The 18,305-nt window shown below is 64.2% G+C and carries 19 protein-coding genes; 6 read left to right on the top strand and 13 right to left on the bottom strand.

The features are described 5' to 3' along the window. Nucleotides 1–107: 107 nt before the first annotated feature. The gene (locus tag NKG99_RS28665) at nucleotides 108–956 is read left to right on the top strand and encodes an aldo/keto reductase (RefSeq protein ID WP_352872484.1); all 849 of its coding nucleotides are present in this window, start codon (nucleotides 108–110) and stop codon (nucleotides 954–956) included. Nucleotides 957–1,018: 62 nt separating this feature from the next. On the opposite strand, the gene NKG99_RS28660 is transcribed toward NKG99_RS28665, so the two are convergent. Further along, nucleotides 1,019–1,597 (bottom strand): autotransporter, encoded by a 579-nt coding sequence (locus NKG99_RS28660; RefSeq protein WP_352872483.1) that lies wholly within the window; start codon nucleotides 1,595–1,597, stop codon nucleotides 1,019–1,021. 101 nt (nucleotides 1,598–1,698) lie between these two features. Between NKG99_RS28660 and NKG99_RS28655 the strand changes: the two genes are divergently transcribed. After that, nucleotides 1,699–2,445, top strand: a complete 747-nt coding sequence (locus tag NKG99_RS28655) for a GntR family transcriptional regulator (RefSeq protein ID WP_352872481.1) — start codon at nucleotides 1,699–1,701, stop codon at nucleotides 2,443–2,445. 76 nt (nucleotides 2,446–2,521) lie between these two features. On the opposite strand, the gene NKG99_RS28650 is transcribed toward NKG99_RS28655, so the two are convergent. Further along, a complete protein-coding gene (locus tag NKG99_RS28650) occupies nucleotides 2,522–2,827 on the bottom strand; it encodes a hypothetical protein (RefSeq protein ID WP_023761099.1) in 306 nt (101 codons plus the stop codon). A 403-nt stretch (nucleotides 2,828–3,230) separates the two neighbouring features. On the opposite strand from NKG99_RS28650, the gene NKG99_RS28645 reads away from it, so the two are divergent. Beyond that, a complete protein-coding gene (locus tag NKG99_RS28645; protein WP_352872480.1) occupies nucleotides 3,231–4,736 on the top strand; it encodes a helicase HerA domain-containing protein in 1,506 nt (501 codons plus the stop codon). Between the two features lie 127 nt (nucleotides 4,737–4,863). On the opposite strand, the gene NKG99_RS28640 is transcribed toward NKG99_RS28645, so the two are convergent. The 3 genes from NKG99_RS28640 to NKG99_RS28630 form a co-directional block, all read right to left on the bottom strand. Next, nucleotides 4,864–5,298 carry a hypothetical protein gene (locus tag NKG99_RS28640; protein ID WP_352872478.1) on the bottom strand — a complete coding sequence of 145 codons (435 nt, stop codon included), beginning with the start codon at nucleotides 5,296–5,298 and terminating at the stop codon, nucleotides 4,864–4,866. Nucleotides 5,299–5,328: 30 nt separating this feature from the next. Next, nucleotides 5,329–5,718 carry a hypothetical protein gene (locus NKG99_RS28635; protein ID WP_352872476.1) on the bottom strand — a complete coding sequence of 130 codons (390 nt, stop codon included), beginning with the start codon at nucleotides 5,716–5,718 and terminating at the stop codon, nucleotides 5,329–5,331. A 293-nt stretch (nucleotides 5,719–6,011) separates the two neighbouring features. Next, nucleotides 6,012–6,473, bottom strand: coding sequence for a hypothetical protein (locus NKG99_RS28630; RefSeq protein WP_352872474.1), 462 nt, complete (start codon nucleotides 6,471–6,473; stop codon nucleotides 6,012–6,014). Between NKG99_RS28630 and NKG99_RS28625 the strand changes: the two genes are divergently transcribed. Beyond that, the gene (locus tag NKG99_RS28625; RefSeq protein WP_352872472.1) at nucleotides 6,472–7,560 is read left to right on the top strand and encodes a transporter substrate-binding domain-containing protein; all 1,089 of its coding nucleotides are present in this window, start codon (nucleotides 6,472–6,474) and stop codon (nucleotides 7,558–7,560) included. The two genes, NKG99_RS28630 and NKG99_RS28625, sit on opposite strands and share 2 nt — an antisense overlap. 156 nt (nucleotides 7,561–7,716) lie before the next feature. Here the strand turns inward: NKG99_RS28625 and NKG99_RS28620 are convergent, their stop codons facing one another. Then, nucleotides 7,717–8,586 carry an ABC transporter permease gene (locus NKG99_RS28620; protein WP_352872517.1) on the bottom strand — a complete coding sequence of 290 codons (870 nt, stop codon included), beginning with the start codon at nucleotides 8,584–8,586 and terminating at the stop codon, nucleotides 7,717–7,719. Between NKG99_RS28620 and NKG99_RS28615 the strand changes: the two genes are divergently transcribed. After that, the gene (locus tag NKG99_RS28615) at nucleotides 8,468–8,725 is read left to right on the top strand and encodes a hypothetical protein (RefSeq protein WP_352872470.1); all 258 of its coding nucleotides are present in this window, start codon (nucleotides 8,468–8,470) and stop codon (nucleotides 8,723–8,725) included. The genes NKG99_RS28620 and NKG99_RS28615 overlap by 119 nt on opposite strands. On the opposite strand, the gene NKG99_RS28610 is transcribed toward NKG99_RS28615, so the two are convergent. From NKG99_RS28610 to NKG99_RS28580, 7 genes are all read right to left on the bottom strand, one after another. Further along, complete coding sequence (locus tag NKG99_RS28610; protein ID WP_352872469.1) at nucleotides 8,700–9,677, bottom strand: ABC transporter permease; 978 nt, start codon at nucleotides 9,675–9,677, stop codon at nucleotides 8,700–8,702. The genes NKG99_RS28615 and NKG99_RS28610 overlap by 26 nt on opposite strands. Then, on the bottom strand, nucleotides 9,674–11,230 hold the full coding sequence (locus NKG99_RS28605; RefSeq protein WP_352872468.1) for a sugar ABC transporter ATP-binding protein: 1,557 nt from the start codon (nucleotides 11,228–11,230) through the stop codon (nucleotides 9,674–9,676). The genes NKG99_RS28610 and NKG99_RS28605 overlap by 4 nt, the downstream gene beginning before the upstream one ends. A 237-nt stretch (nucleotides 11,231–11,467) precedes the next feature. Then, complete coding sequence (locus NKG99_RS28600; RefSeq protein ID WP_352872466.1) at nucleotides 11,468–12,502, bottom strand: ABC transporter substrate-binding protein; 1,035 nt, start codon at nucleotides 12,500–12,502, stop codon at nucleotides 11,468–11,470. A 130-nt stretch (nucleotides 12,503–12,632) separates the two neighbouring features. After that, a complete protein-coding gene (locus NKG99_RS28595) occupies nucleotides 12,633–13,547 on the bottom strand; it encodes a sugar phosphate isomerase/epimerase family protein (protein WP_352872464.1) in 915 nt (304 codons plus the stop codon). 38 nt (nucleotides 13,548–13,585) lie between these two features. Further along, nucleotides 13,586–15,115: a mannitol dehydrogenase family protein gene (locus NKG99_RS28590; protein WP_352872462.1), complete on the bottom strand. Its 1,530-nt coding sequence runs from the start codon at nucleotides 15,113–15,115 to the stop codon at nucleotides 13,586–13,588. Beyond that, nucleotides 15,112–15,894, bottom strand: a complete 783-nt coding sequence (locus NKG99_RS28585) for an SDR family oxidoreductase (RefSeq protein WP_352872461.1) — start codon at nucleotides 15,892–15,894, stop codon at nucleotides 15,112–15,114. Before NKG99_RS28585 ends, NKG99_RS28590 begins: the two co-directional genes overlap by 4 nt. 78 nt (nucleotides 15,895–15,972) lie before the next feature. After that, nucleotides 15,973–16,860 (bottom strand): MurR/RpiR family transcriptional regulator, encoded by an 888-nt coding sequence (locus tag NKG99_RS28580; RefSeq protein ID WP_352872460.1) that lies wholly within the window; start codon nucleotides 16,858–16,860, stop codon nucleotides 15,973–15,975. Nucleotides 16,861–16,967: 107 nt separating this feature from the next. Between NKG99_RS28580 and NKG99_RS28575 the strand changes: the two genes are divergently transcribed. After that, on the top strand, nucleotides 16,968–18,155 hold the full coding sequence (locus tag NKG99_RS28575) for a Gfo/Idh/MocA family protein (protein ID WP_352872458.1): 1,188 nt from the start codon (nucleotides 16,968–16,970) through the stop codon (nucleotides 18,153–18,155). Nucleotides 18,156–18,305 lie beyond the last annotated feature (150 nt).

Below are 18,305 nucleotides of genomic sequence, written 5' to 3'. Positions count from 1 at the left end.
GCTCGCGGCAAATTTATCTGCGGCCGTCTGGCCGTCGCCCCCTGTCGAACCTAGATAGGCGTGCACCGGGCGAACCGCCTGGACCATCCTTGCAAGGAATCCCCACCATGTCTGAACAGCCCACCATGCCTGAGAAGATTGCGTTGAACGACGGCTCCGCCATTCCCCAACTCGGCCTTGGCGTGTGGCAGGTCGATCAGGACATCACGGCGCAAGTGGTGGGTTGGGGGATCGAGGCCGGCTATCGTCTGATCGACACCGCCGAAGGCTACCGGAACGAGGAGGGGGTCGGAGAGGCGATCCGCGACGCCGACGTGCCGCGCGGCGAGCTGTTCATCACGTCCAAGCTGCGCAACGGCGCGCACCAGCGCGATGCGGCGCTGCGCGCCTTTGACGAGACGATGGACAAGCTCGGCATCGATCAGATCGACCTGTTCCTGATCCACTGGCCGGTGCCCAGCCAGGACAAGTATGTCGAGGCCTGGAAGACGCTGGTGGAGCTCAGGCAGGCCGGCCGCATCAAGTCGATCGGCGTTTCGAATTTCAACCAGGACCATCTGGAGCGGATCATCGGCGAAACCGGCGTGACGCCTGTCGTCAACCAGATCGAGCTGCATCCCCAGTTCCAGCAGCGCGGCCTCAGGGATTTTCATGCCGCCCACGACATCCGCATCGAAAGCTGGAGCCCGCTGGGCAGCGGCCGGCTGCTCGGCGATCCGACCCTCGCGGGCATCGCCAAGAAGCATGGCAAGTCGGTGGCCCAGACGATCATCCGCTGGCATGTTCAGGAGGGGCTGATCGTCATTCCAAAATCGATCCGCCAGGATCGCATCGCCGCCAATTTCGATGTCTTCGATTTCGAGCTGGATGCCCAGGATCTGCAGACGATCCGGGGCATGGATTCAACCACCGGCCGCACCGGGCCGAACCCTGCCACGGCCGCTTTTTTGTTCTGAGGGGCAAGCTAGAGACGCTGACCGTGGAGCTGCCAATCTCCCGCAAAGGAGGAGATCAGACTTCATCCCGGCTTTCGCCAATCGCCAGCCGGCACTCCATCCCGCTGGATGGACTGGGCTCCGGCCAGATAGCGATCGTTGTCGAAGGGTTCGGCTTGATTGCTTTGCAAGTCCCAGAGCTGTCGATGGGTCGCCGGCAGATCGCCCAGATAGACATGCAGCGCGCCCGACCGTACGTTGCCCGTGTTGGCGACCGAATGCACGGTATTTGGGGACAAGTGCACGACGGTGGGCGCGGTGGAATCCTGCCTTTGCGGCGCATCGAGCTTGCTGGTCGCATCGGGATAGATGAAGTTGGTTTCGCCACCTTTGTAGATGCCGATCAACGCATCCATCAGGTGGTTGTGCGGCGGGTATCGCAGGCCGGGCGACAGGGTGATGTGATAGATCGTCAAATTCGGGCTTGCATGGAGCAGCACCTCGTCGTCCTCTTCTTCATGGACGAGCACCCCCAAGGCGTGAAGGCGGTTCGTGTGCTCGCCCAACGCCGCCCTTATTCGTGCGAGGGGGTCGGGACTTCCGGCGGCGTTGACGATATCATCGACAACCGCGTAGAGAGGCGAGTCTACGGGAATAGCCATTGCCAGTTATCCCTTTTGAGATGATCAAGTGATCGATCTGAGATGCTCAGGCTAATCAATGTCGATGGCGTCGTCAACCGAATCGCCAGAACGGAACAAGCATGACGCCTCGCGATTTCACAGCCGCATCGCCGAGACCGGCCCTGTCCGCGGGCGCGGCGCCGTCGACCGCAGACCTGTTGCGTAGCGAGCAGGCCTACGAGCAGGTGAAGAGCGACATCGTCGCCTGCGTGCTGCGCCCCGGTGAAACGCTGACGGAAAAGCAGATTGGCGATCGGTACCAGATCCGGAAGGCGACGATCCGCGCGGCTCTGACCCGGCTGATGCAGGAAGGGCTGGTCAGGAGCGAGCCGCGCCGTGGCTATGTCATCACGCCGCTGACGCTGCGCGATGTCGCCGAGATCTTCGATGTCCGCAGTCTGATCGAGCCGGAAGTGTTCAGGGTGGCCGCGTCGGGCCTCACCGAGCGGGGGCTCGAGGATGTCAGGCAGGCTGCCAGGAAAGTGCTGAAACCGGAGACGCTGCGCAGCCATGTTGCATTCCTGGCGGCGGATCGGGCCTTTCGCCTGGCCTTGGCGGAGCTGTCGGGAAATTCACGCCTGGCGCAGCTGCTGGGTCAGATACTCGACCAGTCGGAGAGGGTTCTCCACCTCGGCTTCAGGTCGCGCGACCTCACGCAGCTGATCATCGGCCAGCAAAAGGACCTGGTTCATGCCTGCGAGGCGCGCGAGGTTACCGGCATCGTCAAACTTGCCCGCTCGCAGTGCCTCACGCTCAAGAAGCAGGTGCTCGAAGCCCTGCTCGCGGGAGCCAAGCTTCAGGAGACCAATTTGCAAGACTTTGCGTGAAGGCCGGCAGGCCGAGCTGCCAATCTCCCCACTTGGTCCCACTTGGCGGAGATTGGCTACCTTCCGCCGTCTCCGCTCAAATCCCCGAGCCGTCCAGCTGCTGGGCGTCTTCGCCTTCCCAGGGCGCCGGCATGGATGCGCGGCTGAGATTGGCGGTCGGCAGCGGCATCCAGCATTTCAGTTCCGGTTCGGCGTATTCGATGACGCGCCCGGGCGAGGAGTCCGACGCGCGCCAGCCTTCCGAGGCGAACTGGTCGGCGCGCGACCAATAGGCGAGATCGACTTCGGCCGGCCCCTGTTCGGATGGGCGCACGGTGACCAGGATCCGGCTGCCATCCCTCGGCGCAGTCGACATGTGGCGCCACCGTTCGGGCTCGTCCATCGCAATTCCTCCTCGCACCTGTAGCGTTGGGTGGAGTGTCGCCTCGCGGTCCGAAGGGGTCAACCCAAAGTTTGCGCCATGGAGCGGGTCCGTACGATGTCAGAACAGGATGGGACCAGGCGAAATTGGCGACCGACATATACCGCGAAAGAAAACTTGAAGACGTCGGTCGCCACGTTGGGGTCGGGACGCACCACGTTGGGCACGCGATGCAAGGTCAGGCTAAGCGGATGCGGGGCGTCTGCAATCGGAACGCCGGCCCATGGTGAACGACTGGTTACTATCCACAGGGGCCGACCCGAGTCAGGACAGCTGTGCGCAACGCGGAACTGCCGGCCTTGCGTGCTCGACGGGCTGTGACCCAGTTGGTAAGCCCGTCTGCGAAAGGAGCGCCTGAGTCGAAATGACCGTTGCGATCGAGATGGGACACACGACCGCGGGCGCCCCGGCGACCCTGGATCTCGAGGAACTGCTGGCCACCCGGCTTTTGGTGCAAGGCAATTCCGGCTCCGGCAAATCGCATCTTTTGCGCCGGCTCCTGGAGCAGAGCGCGCCCTGGGTGCAGCAGACCATCATCGACCCCGAAGGCGACTTCGTCTCGCTGGGCGACCGTTACGGCCATCTGGTGATCGATGCCGAGCAGCATACCGAACGCGGCCTGCAGGCGGCCGGCGAGCGGGCGCGCATCCATCGCGTTTCCACCGTGCTCAATCTCGAAGGGCTCGATGCCGAGAACCAGATGCGGCGCGCCGCCGCCTTCCTCGGCGGGCTGTTCGAGGTCGCCCGTGACCACTGGTACCCGATGCTGGTGGTGGTGGACGAGGCGCAGCTGTTCGCACCGGCGGTGGCCGGCGAGGTGTCGGACGAAACGCGCAAACTCTCGCTCGGCGCCATGACGAATTTGATGTGCCGTGGCCGCAAGCGCGGTCTTGCCGGCATCATCGCCACCCAGCGGCTCGCCAAGCTCGCCAAGAATGTCGCCGCCGAGGCGTCCAATTTCCTTATGGGCCGCACCTTCCTCGATATCGACATGGCCCGCGCCGCCGATCTCTTGGGCATGGAACGGCGCCAGGCGGAGGCTTTTCGCGATCTGGAGCGCGGGCAGTTCATGGCGCTCGGCCCGGCGCTGTCGCGCCGTCCGCTGGGGCTGCGCATCGGCCCGACCGACACCAGCCCGCGCAACGGCACGCCGCGGCTGATGGCGATGCCGGAAGCGGCGCTCGAGGATGCACGCGCCATCATCCTGGCCGCTCCGCCGCCGGAGACGGCGCGCGCACCGCGCCGCACAGCGTCGCCGGACCTGCTCGACCAGTTGATGGCGGCGAAGTCGGCTGCGCTGGAAATCCGCCCCGAGCCTGTGGAGCCGCAAGTCAGCGCCGAGGATCTGGCGGAGCGCCGGGAGCGCGTGGACCGTGTGCTGCGCGCCATCCTGGCGCAACCCGACGCGGGTTTTCGCGTGATCGGGGTGCTCTATCAGGAGTTCGTGGTCCGCTGCCGCATAGAAGGCCTCGCCTCGGTCGTGCCCGACCTGCCGGAGTTCCGCCGCATGCTGACGCGTGCCCGCGCCGGTCTCGGCTCCGACATGGCGGCAGGCGATGAGGCCTGGCAGGACGTCTCGGTGCGCGCCTCGCTGCTGCCCGACGACATGCAGGGCGTGTTCATGATGATCGCGCGGGCGGCAAAGGAGGGCTGGCCGTGCCCGAGCGACTCCGCGATCGCCCGCGCCTACGGCTCCCACTCGCTGCGCCGCGCCCGGCGCCTGTTGACCTATATCGAGGAACAAGGCCTCATCGTCTGCCAGCTCGACGGCACCGGAAAGCGCATCGTGACGCTGGTCGAACTCGCCTGGGCAACCGCGCCGGGCGACCCGAATGCCGAGGAGGTGGAGCAGGGGAGCCTGGCGCTGTGAGGGGACGGCCCATCAAAACAAGAAGATGGAGCTGCATTTCCATGAACCGATGCACCGCTCCAGGCAGCTGACCGGTATCCGTTCGACGAACGTGCTGAAAATCATTCGCGGCAATACCCGGCGACCATCACCTTCGTTCCGTAACTGTCTCGGCAAAACACTTTGCCAGATCTTGCGGCACTCCGAGCTTCTTTGCCCAGGATACCAATTCAGGTTTTTCCGATGGAGCCGCATATCCGCCCCATACTTCACGAAACTGCCTTTTTCCATTGACTGTCTGGAAGAACATCATGCCGTCATCGGCCACGGGCGTAGAAATATAAACGGCGCTCCATTTCCCGCTTTCCAGAATCGTTTGGAATTTCACCTGGGCTGGCTTGACCTTGTTGGTCATCGCCGATGCAACGAGAGGGCCAAACTCTTGTTCGCGCGCCTTCGTCACATCGACCTTTACGCCGTGGCAGTCGCTATTCGCTGCGAAAGCGGACGTCAGCGTCATTCCGAGCCCCGCGAGGCCGATCACAACGATCTTGGCACGTCGATGGCTGTCGAATTCAGACATAGTCGGCCTCCTTGTTGGCCGCGTGGCCTATCAATTGGAATCGTCATCGTCCGATGAGCTGTCATCGGCCGGCGTATCGACCTCGCAGCCGATGCCGTGGCATCCCTGGTAGTTGCCCTGCGTATCGAAATTCGGATTGCCTTGCTTATCGTACTGCGGCCTGTCGTCAATGCTTTGATCGCCGTCATCAGGGTCGTCGACCTCGCATCCCAGCCCATGGCAGCCGATGTAGCGGCCACGCGTATCGAAGTTCGGATTGCCGTTCCTGTCGTATTGCGGCCGGTCATCGATCTCCCGATTTTTTTGCTGAGGCCGATCGACCAGGCAGCCGTTTCCGCGACAACCATCGTAGTCGTCGGTGGTGCATCCGGCGACCGCCACCAAGGCAGTGGCGATGATCGCGTAGACTGTGAATTTCATGGTTCATTCCTCGACTGGCTGGCCGCTGCGGATTGTCCGTCAAACGCGTAGCTCGACGACCACGAGCAGCCTGGGATGGGAGATGGTCCACAGCCTCAAAAGAAGAGCGGGCAGGGTCGAGCCCACGGGAGGCCGCATCAGCGGATGTCGATTTCCCTTTCTATGCTTAGCGCCCGTCCGCCCAAGCATGCAGCAATCCGCGGACGCGGATGCTGTTGCCAAAAAAAGCTGCATCCGAAGTCGGCCTGTAGCAAGAAAAAAGCGCCACAGCGCGGGTTGAATTTTGCAAATGCTTAATAATATGGAAAATAGTCTGGAGCTCGCGACGGCGTCTTAGCAGATACTAAAATGACACTGACGGAAAAGCCCTGCAATATATGAATATAACTTTTTTTGCGTAATCCATATCGTTTTGCAAATATATCATATTGTTGTTTCAAAATCATGCCAAATTGAAATTGCGTATCGCTTGATGACTTATTTTTGGATAGAGAATGTCCTGATGTGTTGTAATGGCGGTTTTCGTTACTGGCCAGGCCGTTGCATGCATCCGAAAGAAAAGCCGCCGGCACGACAGGTAATTTTCCGAGCCGCCGCATGCCGCAAAACAGCCGATCGGACCGTCCTGCACTTGCCTGGCAACACCGCGCGAGGGCCGGTCGCCGCTCATGGACGCGCCAGGCTTTCGGGTTTCTGGCGATACTCCCTTGCCTTCCTCGACCGGGTTGAGATGCCAACAAGGAAAGGATCGCCATGCGGACCTGGTGCAGGCTAGCCGGCTCCCTCATTGTGCTCCTGATGTTGCTGTGGCTGCAAGTCGCAGCCCAGGCGCAACAGCCTGCCGAGCCCTTGAACGTCGGCCTCTTCGTCAACCCTCCCTTCGTCATGAAAGATAAGGGGCAGTTCACCGGCATGGCGGTCGATCTCTGGGAAGGCCTCGCGGCTAAACTCGGCCACCAGTATCGCTACATCCAGTTCGACACCATTCACGATCTGGTTCTGGCGGCTGCTTCCGGCAGGATCGACGTAGCGGTCACAAATTTGACGATCAATCAATCCCGGGCCGAACTACTGGACTTCACCCAGCCATGGTTCGACGGCGGCATGCGGATCATGACCAGCACGGATCGGGGAAAGGGCTTCGGCAACCTGATCGAGGGTCTTGGCGATGCCGGCTTCCTGACAGCCTATGCCTGGATCGCCTTGATCATTTTGACTGTCACGGTCCTGCTTACCTTCTTCGATCGCCAGTTTGACGAGGCTTTTCCCAAGCGGTGGCGCGACGGCTTCGCCGAAAGCTTCTATACGGTGATGTCGGTCGCGACATCCGGCAAGTCGCCTTCGCGAAAGAACCTGTTCGGCTGGGCCGGCCGTATCTGGCAGGGGCTATGGCTGGTCTGTGGTATCGCTGTCCTTGCCTATGTCACCTCTTCGGTGACGAGCGTGATGACCACCCTTTCCCTCACCAACAAGATCAATGGCCTCGCCGATTTGACCGACAAGCCGGTCGGTGTGCTGACGGGCACCGTCGAGGAGGATTTTGCCCGGCAACAGGGGCTTCAAACCCTCACCTACGCTGGGCTCGATCGTGCCGTCGAAGGTCTCGTGAATGGCGACGTGGCTGCGATCATCGCCGATGCCCCCGTTCTCGAATACCAGGCCTACACCCATCCCGATCTACCGGTGAAGGTGGTCGGGCCACTGTTCGAGCCTGATAAGTACGGCTTCGCGCTTCCGCGACAGAGCCTCCTGACCCGCCCACTAACGATAGAATTGCTTGGCGCTCATGATACGGGCGAGATCGATGATCTGCGGACCAAGTATTTTGGGTCTGATAAATGATGCTGGTGTGTCGATCGGCAGTGAAGCTTGGCCGCCCCCGACGCTTCTGACAAGGCTGGGAAACGGGCAAGTCGATAGGGCGACAGGGTGCATAAAAGTGCACTGTCACCGTAATTCCAATTCTCGACTGGCCGGTAGGTGCCGCTAGGCCCGCGCCTACCGCTCCTCCACAATCCGCAAATACGCCGCCGTCACGAACAGCACGATCAGCCCAAACAGGATCCGCCTCGCCCCTTCCGGCATTTGCAGGATGGTCAGCAGGGTCGTCAGCACCGTCAGGATCAGCGCGCCGATGATGGTGCCGGTGTAGCCGCCGCGGCCGCCGAAGATCGAGGTGCCGCCGATTACGGCCGCCGCCACCGAGGGCAGCACCAGCGGTTCGGCGAGCGACAGCGATGGGGCCTTGATCAGGCCTATGTAGAGCAGGCCGGTGATGCCGGCGAGCAGGCTGGAGGTGATGTAGAGCGCGGTGATCACCTGCCAGTATTGCACGCCCGACAGGCGCGTTGCGCGTTCATTGTCGCCGACGGCGTAGAGCAGGCGGCCGAAGCCGGTGCGGGCGAGCGTGAAGACGATCAGCGCCGCCAGCGGCACGAACAGCAGCAGCGCGTTGGGGATGCCATATGTCAGGCCGGTGCCGAGCCAGGCGAGGAAGTCGGGGATTTTGGCGCCCGACGCGATCACCGTGCGCTGGTAGACCTGCAGGCAGCCGGTGCCGATCAGGCTGGTGCCCAGCGTCATGATCAGCGGGTGGACGCGAAAGACGCCGACACCGATGCCGTTGACGAGGCCGATCAGCACCGCCGGCATCATCGCCAGCAGGAAGGCCACCGCCGGGTCCTGGTTGACCACTTGCGTCGCCATGATGAAGGCGCTCATCGTCGCCACCGTGCCGACCGACAGGTCGATGCCGCCGGTCAGCATGGTCATGGTCTGGCAGCCGGCGAGGATCGCCAGGGGGATGGCGAACTTGATCGTGTTGGCGATCCAGCGCTCGTTGACGATGCCGGGGCGCAGGATCTGCAGGATCACCACCAGGATGACGAGCAGGATGATCAGCGGGATCAGCGGCCGGTCGGCCATGAAGCGCTTTACGCGGCGGCCCAGTGGCACGAATTGGGGAGTGATCGCGGTGGTGCTCATTGTTGCCGCTCCCGCATCGTAATAAACGCGCCGAACATCACCACGGCGACCATGATGGCGCCTTCGATGATGGCGGTGACGTTGGGGTCGATGGCAAGCAGCGTCAGGTCGGTGCGCACCAGCCGCAGCACGAAGACGGCGACGATGGGGCCGAGCAGGCCGCCCTTGCCGCCGCCGAGCGCCACGCCGCCCAGCACCACCGCCGCCACGCTGGCCAGCAGATAGGGGCCGGGAATGGGCGCGCCGATGCCGGTGCTCATGGTCAGTGCCAACCCGCCCATGGCCGCGAACAGGCCGGACAGCGCATAGGCGATGATGCGGGTGCGCTTGACCGGCACGCCACTGCGGAACGCCGCCAGTTCGCTCGAGCCGATCGCGTAGATGGAAAGGCCGAGGCGTGAGCGCCTGATCGGGATCCAGATGATGCAGAGGCAGACGACCAGCAGCAGCAGTGCCTTCGGCAGCCAGGCGTCGATACTGTCGGGCAGGCCGGGTATCGGCACGGTGCCCGAGATCAGCGCCTTCAGCCATTCGGCGGCACCGCCGCCCGGTGCGTCGAGCACCAGTAGGGCAGCGCCCTGCAGCACGAACAGGGTGGCGAGCGTCACGACGATGTCAGGCACGCGGGTGACGACGATCAGCATGCCGTTGACGGCGCCGAGCACGAAGCCCATGGCGAGCACGAAGGGCACCACGAACAGCGCGTATTCTTCCGAGGCGCCGGCCATCATCGAGGCGGCGGTGACGCTGGTCAGCGCCATCATGGCGGCGACCGACAGGTCGATGCCGCCGGCGATGACGACCACGGTCTGTGCGGCCACCGCAAAGGCGTAAGGCAAAACCGCCCGTGCGAGCGAACCGAAATCGCCACTGCCATAGGCCGGCTGGATCAGCTTTGTGATGATGAACAGGGCGACGAAGAGGGCGAACAGGCCGGCGACCCAGCCCCGGCGGCGCAAGAAGTGGCGGCTCATGGCGCCGCCCCCGGCGCGGTCGGCTCCGAAGTGCTCGACGTGGGATCGGCCAGAATGCCGATATCGGCCTTGGCGCCACGTGGCAGGCCATAGGCGGCGCGCATCAGCGCCGGCTCGTCGGCCTCCTCAACAGGGAAAATGTCGACGACGCGGCCACCGAAGATGACGATGACGCGGTCGCAGACACGCTGCACCTCTTCCAGCTCGGATGTGTAGAACAGCACCGACTTGCCGTGGCCGGCAAGCTCACGCACCAATTTGTAGATTTCCTGCTTGGTGCCGACATCGATGCCGCGCGTCGGGTCGAAGCACAGGATGGTGCGGGCGTCCGCGGCGATCCAGCGGGCGATGGTCACTTTCTGCTGGTTACCGCCGGACAGGCGCTGCACCTCGCCTTGCGCGCGGGTGTCGATCTGCAGGCGCTCGATGGCGCTGACCACTTTCGCGCGCTCCCGGCGCATGTTGATCGGCCCCCAGTTGCGCGGCGCGGCGCTGAAGGGCAGCGCGATGTTCTCGCGCACCGAGCGCTGCATGGCGAGCGCCTCGGCACGATCGCCCGGCACATAGGCGATGCCGGCGCGGATGGCGTCGATCGGGTGCGAGAATTTCACCGGGCTACCATCGACCTCTATCGTGCCGCCCGATGGCCGGATCGAGCCGGCCAGCGCCGCGAACAATTCGTCCTGGCCCTGGCCTTCGAGCGCGACGACGCCGGCCACCTCGCCGTCGGCCAGATCGAAGGAGACGTCGTTGAGCTTGGTGCCGACGCGCAGATTGCGCACGGCCAGACGCGGCCGGGCAGGGGCGGGGGCTGCTTTCTGGCCGGCGCTGCGGGCGGCGACGTGGGTCTTGACGATGCGGGTGCCGAGCATCAGCTCGACGATCTTTTCCTCGACCCCGGGCACGATATCGACGACGCCGACGGTCTCGCCGTCACGCAGCACGGTGGCGCGGTCGCAGAGTGCCGAGATCTCGACGAAGCGGTGGGAAATGAAGATCACGGCGCGGCCGCTGTCGCCCTGGCGGCGCACCACTTCCAGCACCTTTTCGGCGAGGTTGGCGGGCAGGGCGGCCGTCATCTCGTCGAGCAGCAGCACATCGGGCTCGACGGCCAGCGCGCGCGCCAGGTCGAGCACGCGCAGCACGGCCAGCGGAATGTCGCGCGCGGTGTCGCGGATATCGAGGTCGGGAATGCCGAGTTCGCGCACCCAGGCGCGGAACGGTTCGACCGGCGTGCCGGTCAGCCGCAGATTGGACAGCACGTCGAGATCGGGGATCAGCGACGGCTCCTGGTAGACGGGCAAAAGGCCGGCGCGGCGCGCGGCGGCGGGCGAGCGTATGTCGCGGGCCTCGCCACGGATCAGGATGCGGCCGGCATTGGCTGATATGGCGCCGGTCAGGATCTTCACCAGCGTCGACTTGCCGGCGCCATTGGCGCCCATCAGCGCGTGCACTTCGCCCGGCAGCACGGAGAGCGACGCGTTGCGAAGGGCTGCAACGGCGCCGTAATGCTTGGCGACGCCTGACGCGTCGAGGAGGGAGTTGCTGGTCAAATGGTTTGGGTCTCGATTTCTGTGGCCTGTTTAATCCAGCAGTACGCCAGGCTTGCGCGCGGCGTACTGCTGAGAGGCTCTGCCTTCTCCCCTTGTGGGAGAAGGTGGCCTCGCGAAGCGAGGTCGGATGAGGGGTATTTCAGGGAATGCCGACGTCTCACTCCGCTGGAACATCCGTCTCGGCGCTGCGCGCCGATCCACCTTCTCCCACAAGGGGAGAAGGCAGAAGCGCGGTTCTTACTCGCCCGGCCCCTTGCACGCCACGATCTGTTCCTTGGTATACGTCGTCCAGTCGGGGATCGAGATCGAGACCGGCCATTCCGGGCTGAGCGATGGATCGGCGGCGGCCTTCAACTTGGCCTTGCCTTCCTCGGTGGCGTTCTCCCACAGTTGCGGCTCGACTAGCACGGTCTGCTGTGCCGGCTTTTTGCCGTCGAGGATCTGCAGGGCGAGCGTCACGCCGGCGCCGCCGATCGAGCCGGGATTGGTCACCGCCGCACCGACGAGGTCCTTGACCGAGCTCAGCTGGCCGACGAAGCCGGCATTGTCGGCGCCGACCACCGGCACCAGCGGGGCCTGCGATTCGACCAGCGCGTCGACGATGACGTTGTCGATGCCGGAGGTCCACACGCCGTTGATCGGCGTGCCGGTGGCGAGGAAGGACAGCATCTGCTGCTTGGCCTGATCCTGCTGCCAGCCGGTGAAGACTTCCTGCGCGACCTTCACGTCGGGGAATTCGGCCAGCGCCTTCTTGAAGCCTTTGTCACGATCGCTGTCGGCGGAAGCGCCGGCCGCGCCACGCATGTAGAACACGTCGCCCTTGCCGCCCATCTGGCCGAACAGCCACTTGGCGCCGAGATAGGCGTACTGTTCCTGATTATTGGAGATGATGTAGGCCGACGGTTCGGTGACCGCCTGGTCGACCGCGACGACGACGATGCCGGCCTTGGTGGCTTCCTCGAGGCCCGCCTTGATGCCGGCCGGATCGGCGGGATTGACGACGATGGCGTCGACCTTGGCGCTGATCAGGTTGCGGATGTCTTCAAGCTGGCCGGCGGCATCCGTGTTGCGGTGGGCGATGTTGAGCTTGGCGACCTCGCCGGAAGCCAGCGCCTGTGCCTTCATGGCGCAGACCATCTCCTCGCGCCAGCCATTGCCCTGCACGGTGTTGGAGATGCCGATCGTGTATTTGCCAGCGGCGGACGAGACGCCCACCGAGGCCAGCAAGGCAGCACCCGCAAGCAGTGGGACCGTGGTCAGTATTTTCTTCATTTCAGACTTCCTCCACATTGTTTTTCAGTTCAGTTCCAAGTCGTTGAAGCGCAACGCTTAGACAGAAATTCAGGCGCTGCGCTTCAACTCGTTGTTCTCTACATGTCTTTGTCGACCTGTATTTCCGCCGTCATTTGACGAAGGGACGCAGCACGTCGCGGGCGAGCAGGAAACCCCGCTTGACCTGATCGTCGCTGCCTTCAAATCGCCGATCCTCGTGCTCGATGATGATGGGGCCGTCATAGCCGGCACGGTAGAGGCCGGAGAAGAAGCTGCTCCAGTCGACATCGCCCAGCCCCGGCATGCGCGGCACCTGCCAGCCTATGCCGGAAGACAGGATTCCGCGCTCGTACAAACCATCATGATCAATCATCAGGTCCTTGGCGTGGACATGCAGCATATAGGGGCCGAATTCCCTGATGAAACGAGCCTGGTCGATCATCAACCAGACCAGGTGCGACGGGTCGAAATTCATGCCGACATCGCCGCCCCAGGTTTCGAGGATGCGGCGCCAGACCTGCGGCGAATAGGCGATGTTGTGCCCGCCCGGCCACTCGTCATAGCTGAAGATCATCGGGCAGTTCTCGAAGGCGAGCTTGACGCCATGGTCGCGCGCATAAGCGACGATTTCAGGCCAGACCTTTAGCGCCTCCTGCCAGTTGACGTCGACGGTCTTCGACGCATCGCCGCCGCAGAAGGTGTTGACGACAGGCACGCCCATATTGGCTGCCAGCACGATCACCTTCTTCAGATGGGCGATGACCGCTTTGCGGTGGGCGGCATCGGGATGCAGCGGGTTGGGGTAGTAGCCGAGGCCGGAGATGGCGAGATTCTTTTCCGCCAGCGAGGCGACGATCTCTTTCGCCTGTGCGGCGGAAGTCGAGGCGGCGTCGATATGGCTGGTGCCGGCATAGCGGCGGCTGGCGCCGGAGGATTTCGGCCAGCAGGCGATTTCCAGCGCCTCGAAGCTGGCCGCGCTCGCCCAGCCGGCGACCTCGCCAAGCGGCGTCTCCGCGAACGGTGCGGTGAGCACTCCAAGTTTCATGCTACCTCCCCTGGTTGTGAATTCACGACCGACTTCCACTATGCCGATTGCGCGCGCCGCTTCAACCGTGAGGCGTCAGCTTGTTCAAGACTGTGCCTGACGGCCGCCATCGGATCGTCCGATAGCAGTTCGCCAAGCGCTGATGTGACGGCCCTGCGGAAAATATCGTTCGCGGCAAGGCCGGGGTCGAAAATGGTGTCGATGGCAAGGATGCCGGAGGCCAGCGCCTGCGCATCGTCGCCGGTTGCCTCGGCGATCGCGGCGACCTTGCCGGCAAAGGGGTCCGACACCGGCCAACGCCTGCCGAACCGCGCCGAGGCCTGGATCAGGTAGGCCATCCAGCCGGCGACCGGTACCGAAAGCAGGCCGATGCTTTCGCCTTGGCTCAAGCGGTCGCGGATCGGGTTGAGCAGGCGCTGCACGATCTTCTGCGAGCCGTCCGTGGCGATCTGGTGGTTGCGGTGGCGGATCGCGGTGTTGCGCAAGCGGCCGAGGCTTTGCTCGACATAGGCCAGCGGCTCGATGCCCGGTACCGTCGGCAGCGTCGGCAGCGTTTCCTCGACAAGCATGCGCCGCACGAAGGCGGCCAGGAGGGGGTCGGCGATGGCATCTGATGTGTGTTCGAGGCCGGCCAGAACGCCGAGCGTGGCGAGCATCGTCTGGGCGCCGTTGAGCACCCGCATCTTGAGATGCTCGAACGGCGTGACGTCGTCGACGAAGCTGGCCCCGACGAGATCCCAGCGCGGCACGCGGCCGGCGAATTTGTGCTCGATCACCCATTGCCGGAACGGCTCGCCGACGGCAACGGCGGCATCGCGGTAACCGAACCACTGCTCGACGCTGTCGACATCATCCTGCGTCACCGCCGGCGCGATGCGATCGACCATGGCCGAGGGGAAAGCGGCGTTGGCTTCGATCCACTCGGCCAGGCCATTGCCGCGCTGCTCGGCAAAAGCCCGCACCACATTGGCCAGGATGATGCCGTTGGTCGGGATGTTGTCGCAGGAGAGCAGCGTCAACGGCCGCCCATGCGTCGCCCTGCGCAGCTCCAGCGCCCGCGCCAATAGACCGGGCACGCTGCGTGGCGTTGCGGGGTTGGCGAGGTCATGGACGATGTCGGGATGGCGAGAATCGAGTTCGCCGCTCGATGGGATGTGGCAATAGCCTTTCTCGGTCACCGTCAGCGTTACCAGATCGATGTCGGGCGAGGACAGCACATGTAGCGCCGGCGCGGCGCTGGCCTGGCTGTCGACCACCCCAACGATGCTGCCGATGACACGTGCCTCGATGAGGCTGTTGTCGCGGATCAGCCTGGTATAGAGGCCGCCTTGCCGGCCGAGCGTGTCGGCGAGGCCGGGTGGGCGGATGTTGATGCCGACCACGCCCCAGCGGTCGAACCGGATCGACAAGAGGTCGTCGGTGTACTCGGCCTGGTGGCAGCGATGAAAGGCGCCGACGCCGAGATGCGCCATGCCGGGTGCGAGGACTGTACGGTCGTAGGACGGTGTCTGGACAGCCGCGGGAAGCCTCTCCAGCAATGCCGGGCTGAGCGTTTCGAGGGCGTTCACCTGTTCGCCCCGATCACCCACTGTTCCTGGTCGATCAGCGTTCCGGTCATCGGCCCGGCTGCGTCGGAAAGCAGGAAGCCGGCAAGGTTGGCGATGTCGTTCGTAGAAAACAGACGGCCGAAGGGCTGCGAGGCGTTGGCGGCATCAAGCCAGCCGGGACCATTGCCCAGCGTCTCGGCCTGCATGACGCGCTCTGCCGGCGTGTCGGTCCAGCCGACATTGATGCCGTTGACGCGGATGCGGTCGAAACGGTGGGCATTGGCGGCGTTCTTGGTCAGCGTCGCCAGCGCGCCCTTGCTGGCGGAATAGACGGCAAGCTCCGGCGAGCCGCAATGGGCGTTGATCGACAGGATGTTGACGATCGCGCCGCCCTGGCCGCGCTTCTTCATATCGGCGATGGCCGCCTGCATGAGGAAGAACGGTGCGCGTGCGTTGACCGCGAACAGCGAGGCCCAGTCGTCGAGATCGGCATCGAGGAAGGAGGCGCGGTCGGTCAGGCCGGCGGCGTTGACCAGCGCGTCGATGCGGCCGAAGCGGTCGACGCAGGCTTGCGCCAAAAGGGCAGGGGTTGCGGGGTCGGCGAGGTCGGCGGCGACGAACATCGTCGGTGTGCCGAGCTGCGAAAGCTCCGCCGCCACGGCGTCGCCACGCGTCTTCTCGCGCCCGGTGACCAGCAGGCCAGCCGCGCCGGAGCGCGTCAGCGTCTCGGCGATGGCGCGGCCGATGCCTTGCGTCGAGCCGGTGACCAGCGCCACCTTTCCGTTGAGTTGAAGCTCCATTCCTCCTCCCGGAACAAAGTTTCTATTTTTAGAAATATGGAACGTCAATTCCCGATAGTCAATTGTGCCAGCAGCATCTCATTTGCTGCGCCGCGCGACGACACCATGGACCAGCGCCATGCCGACCGCTAGCGACGCCGCCAGCGAGCGGAAGCCGCCGAAGTCCGATTCCACCACTTCCAGCCAGCTGTCCGACAGCCGGACCAGCGGGCTGAAGGTGCTGTCGGTGATGGTGACGATGCGGGCCCTGCGCTCATGCGCCACCGCGACGAGGTCGGGAGTGATCGAATTGTAGGGGCTGAAAGAGACTGCCAACACGGCATCCTGCCTGCCGATGCAGCCGAGCTGGTCGAGTGCCGAGGAGCCGACATTGTCGACCAGCACGTTGCGCACGCCTTGTTGCGACAGCGTCAGCGACAGGTAAGTGGTGACGGGGAAGGCGCGTTTGGAGCCGATGACATAGATCAGGTCGGCGGCCGCCAGCAGCGCCACCATCTTCTCGAAACTCTCGACGTCGAAGCCGCTCTCGATGCGGCCAAGCGAAGCCTGCGAGGCGCCGACCATGCCGTGCAGGAAATGCAGGTTGGGTTCGGCCTCGGTCCGTTGCTCGCCGCGCCCTTCCGGCCACGATCCCTTGACGTGGTCCTTGAACAGACCCTGGAAATCGGAAAACCCGGCATAGCCGAAGATCTGGGCAAACCGCACCAGCGTCGACGGCTGGACGCCAGCCTGCGCCGCCACCTGCGCGATGGTGCCGAGCGCGACGTCGCTCGGATGCTGCCACAGGAAGATGGCGACCTGGCGCAGCCGCTTGGGGAAATGCACGGTGCCTGAAGACAGCACCGCGCGCAGTTCCTCATAGGTCTGCGGCTGGATGTAACCGAGGGCGGCCAGCGAGCGTCCGCGCTTGCGCGTCGCCGCCTCGTCGGCGCTGGATCGACCGGATCTTTTGCCTGCCCCACTCATGATTTCAGGCTAGCGCGGCACGATCGTTTTACAATATGCAAATTGGAAATTGTGTTCGAAAGTGCTAGCGGCTTCATGGGATTGCACCTGCCGAGAGGAGTTTGAAAATGGTCTATGCAACATCGGATGGATCGACGCGCCAACGTTTGCGGGTCGGCATGGTGGGTGGCGGCCGTGGTGCCTTCATCGGCGCCGTGCATCGGCTGGCCATGCGCCTTGACGACCAGATCGCGCTGGTGGCCGGCGCGCTGTCCTCCGATCCGGAGAACGCTGCCGCCTCGGCCGCCGAGATCGGCATCGCGCCGGAGCGCAGCTATGCCGACTATCGCGTCATGGCAAAGGCAGAAGCCGCGCGGCCGGATGGCATCGAGGCGGTGGTCATCGTCACGCCCAATCATTTGCACGCGCCGATCGCGACCGCTTTTCTCGAAGCAGGCATCGACGTGATCTGCGACAAGCCGCTGTCGACGACGCTGGCCGACGCCGAAGCGCTGGTGGCGCTCGCGAAGGCGAAAAAGCGTCGCTTCGTCGTCACCCTCAACAACACCGGCTACGCAATGGTGCGGCAGGCGCGCGAAATGGTGGCGGCGGGCGAGCTTGGGCGGATCGTGTCGGTGCATGGTTCGTATATCCAGGACTGGCTGACCAAAGCGATTGACGCCGAGGGCCAGAAACAGGCGGAGTGGCGCACCGATCCGGCGCGCGCCGGGCAGTCGGCTGTGCTGGCCGATATCGGCGTGCATGCCTTCAACCTCGCGAGCTTCATCTCGGGCTGCGAGGCCGAGGCGGTGTCGGCCGATCTTTTCACCGCCGTGCCGGGACGCCGGCTCGACGACAACGCGCATGTGCTGATGCGCTGGACCGGCGGCGCGCGCGGCACCATCCTCGCCAGCCAGACATCACCCGGCCACTACAATGATCTCTCGGTGCGCGTCTATGGCGACAAAGCCGGGCTCGAATGGTCGGGCGCGCGGCCGGAGGAACTGCGCTTCTCCCGCTATGGCGAGGAAACCCGCACGCTGGTGCGCGGCGGCCATGGCTCGACCGCTGAAAGCCAGCGTGTCTCGCGCATGCCGGCAGCGCATCCGGAGGGCTATATCGAGGCCTTCGCCAATTTCTACCGCGACGCCGCCGACATCATCCGCGCCCATCGCTCGGGCGCGGTCGTGGATGCAGCTCGTGCGGCACAGGTGCCCGATGTCGTCGACGGCGCCCGCGGCGTGAAGTTCGTCGCGGCGGCGGTGGATTCGAACGCGGCGGCCGGCGCGTGGACGGCGGCAAGGTTTGCGGGATAGCCTTGTCACCGGCATCGCGCTCGACGAAACGAGGCCGCGCCGCCACCCGAATGGCCAAGCTTACCCTAGTACCTGTGCACAGAGGATTCGACGGGTTGGATGGGTTGTAGCCGGGGCAGGCTATCGGGTTTGACGAGCAGTTCGATGCTG

Origin of the sequence: Mesorhizobium sp. M1409 (genome assembly GCF_040317535.1) — a bacterium.
In the GTDB taxonomy this organism is placed as follows: domain Bacteria; phylum Pseudomonadota; class Alphaproteobacteria; order Rhizobiales; family Rhizobiaceae; genus Mesorhizobium.
This window is presented reverse-complemented; position numbering and strand designations above follow the sequence as displayed.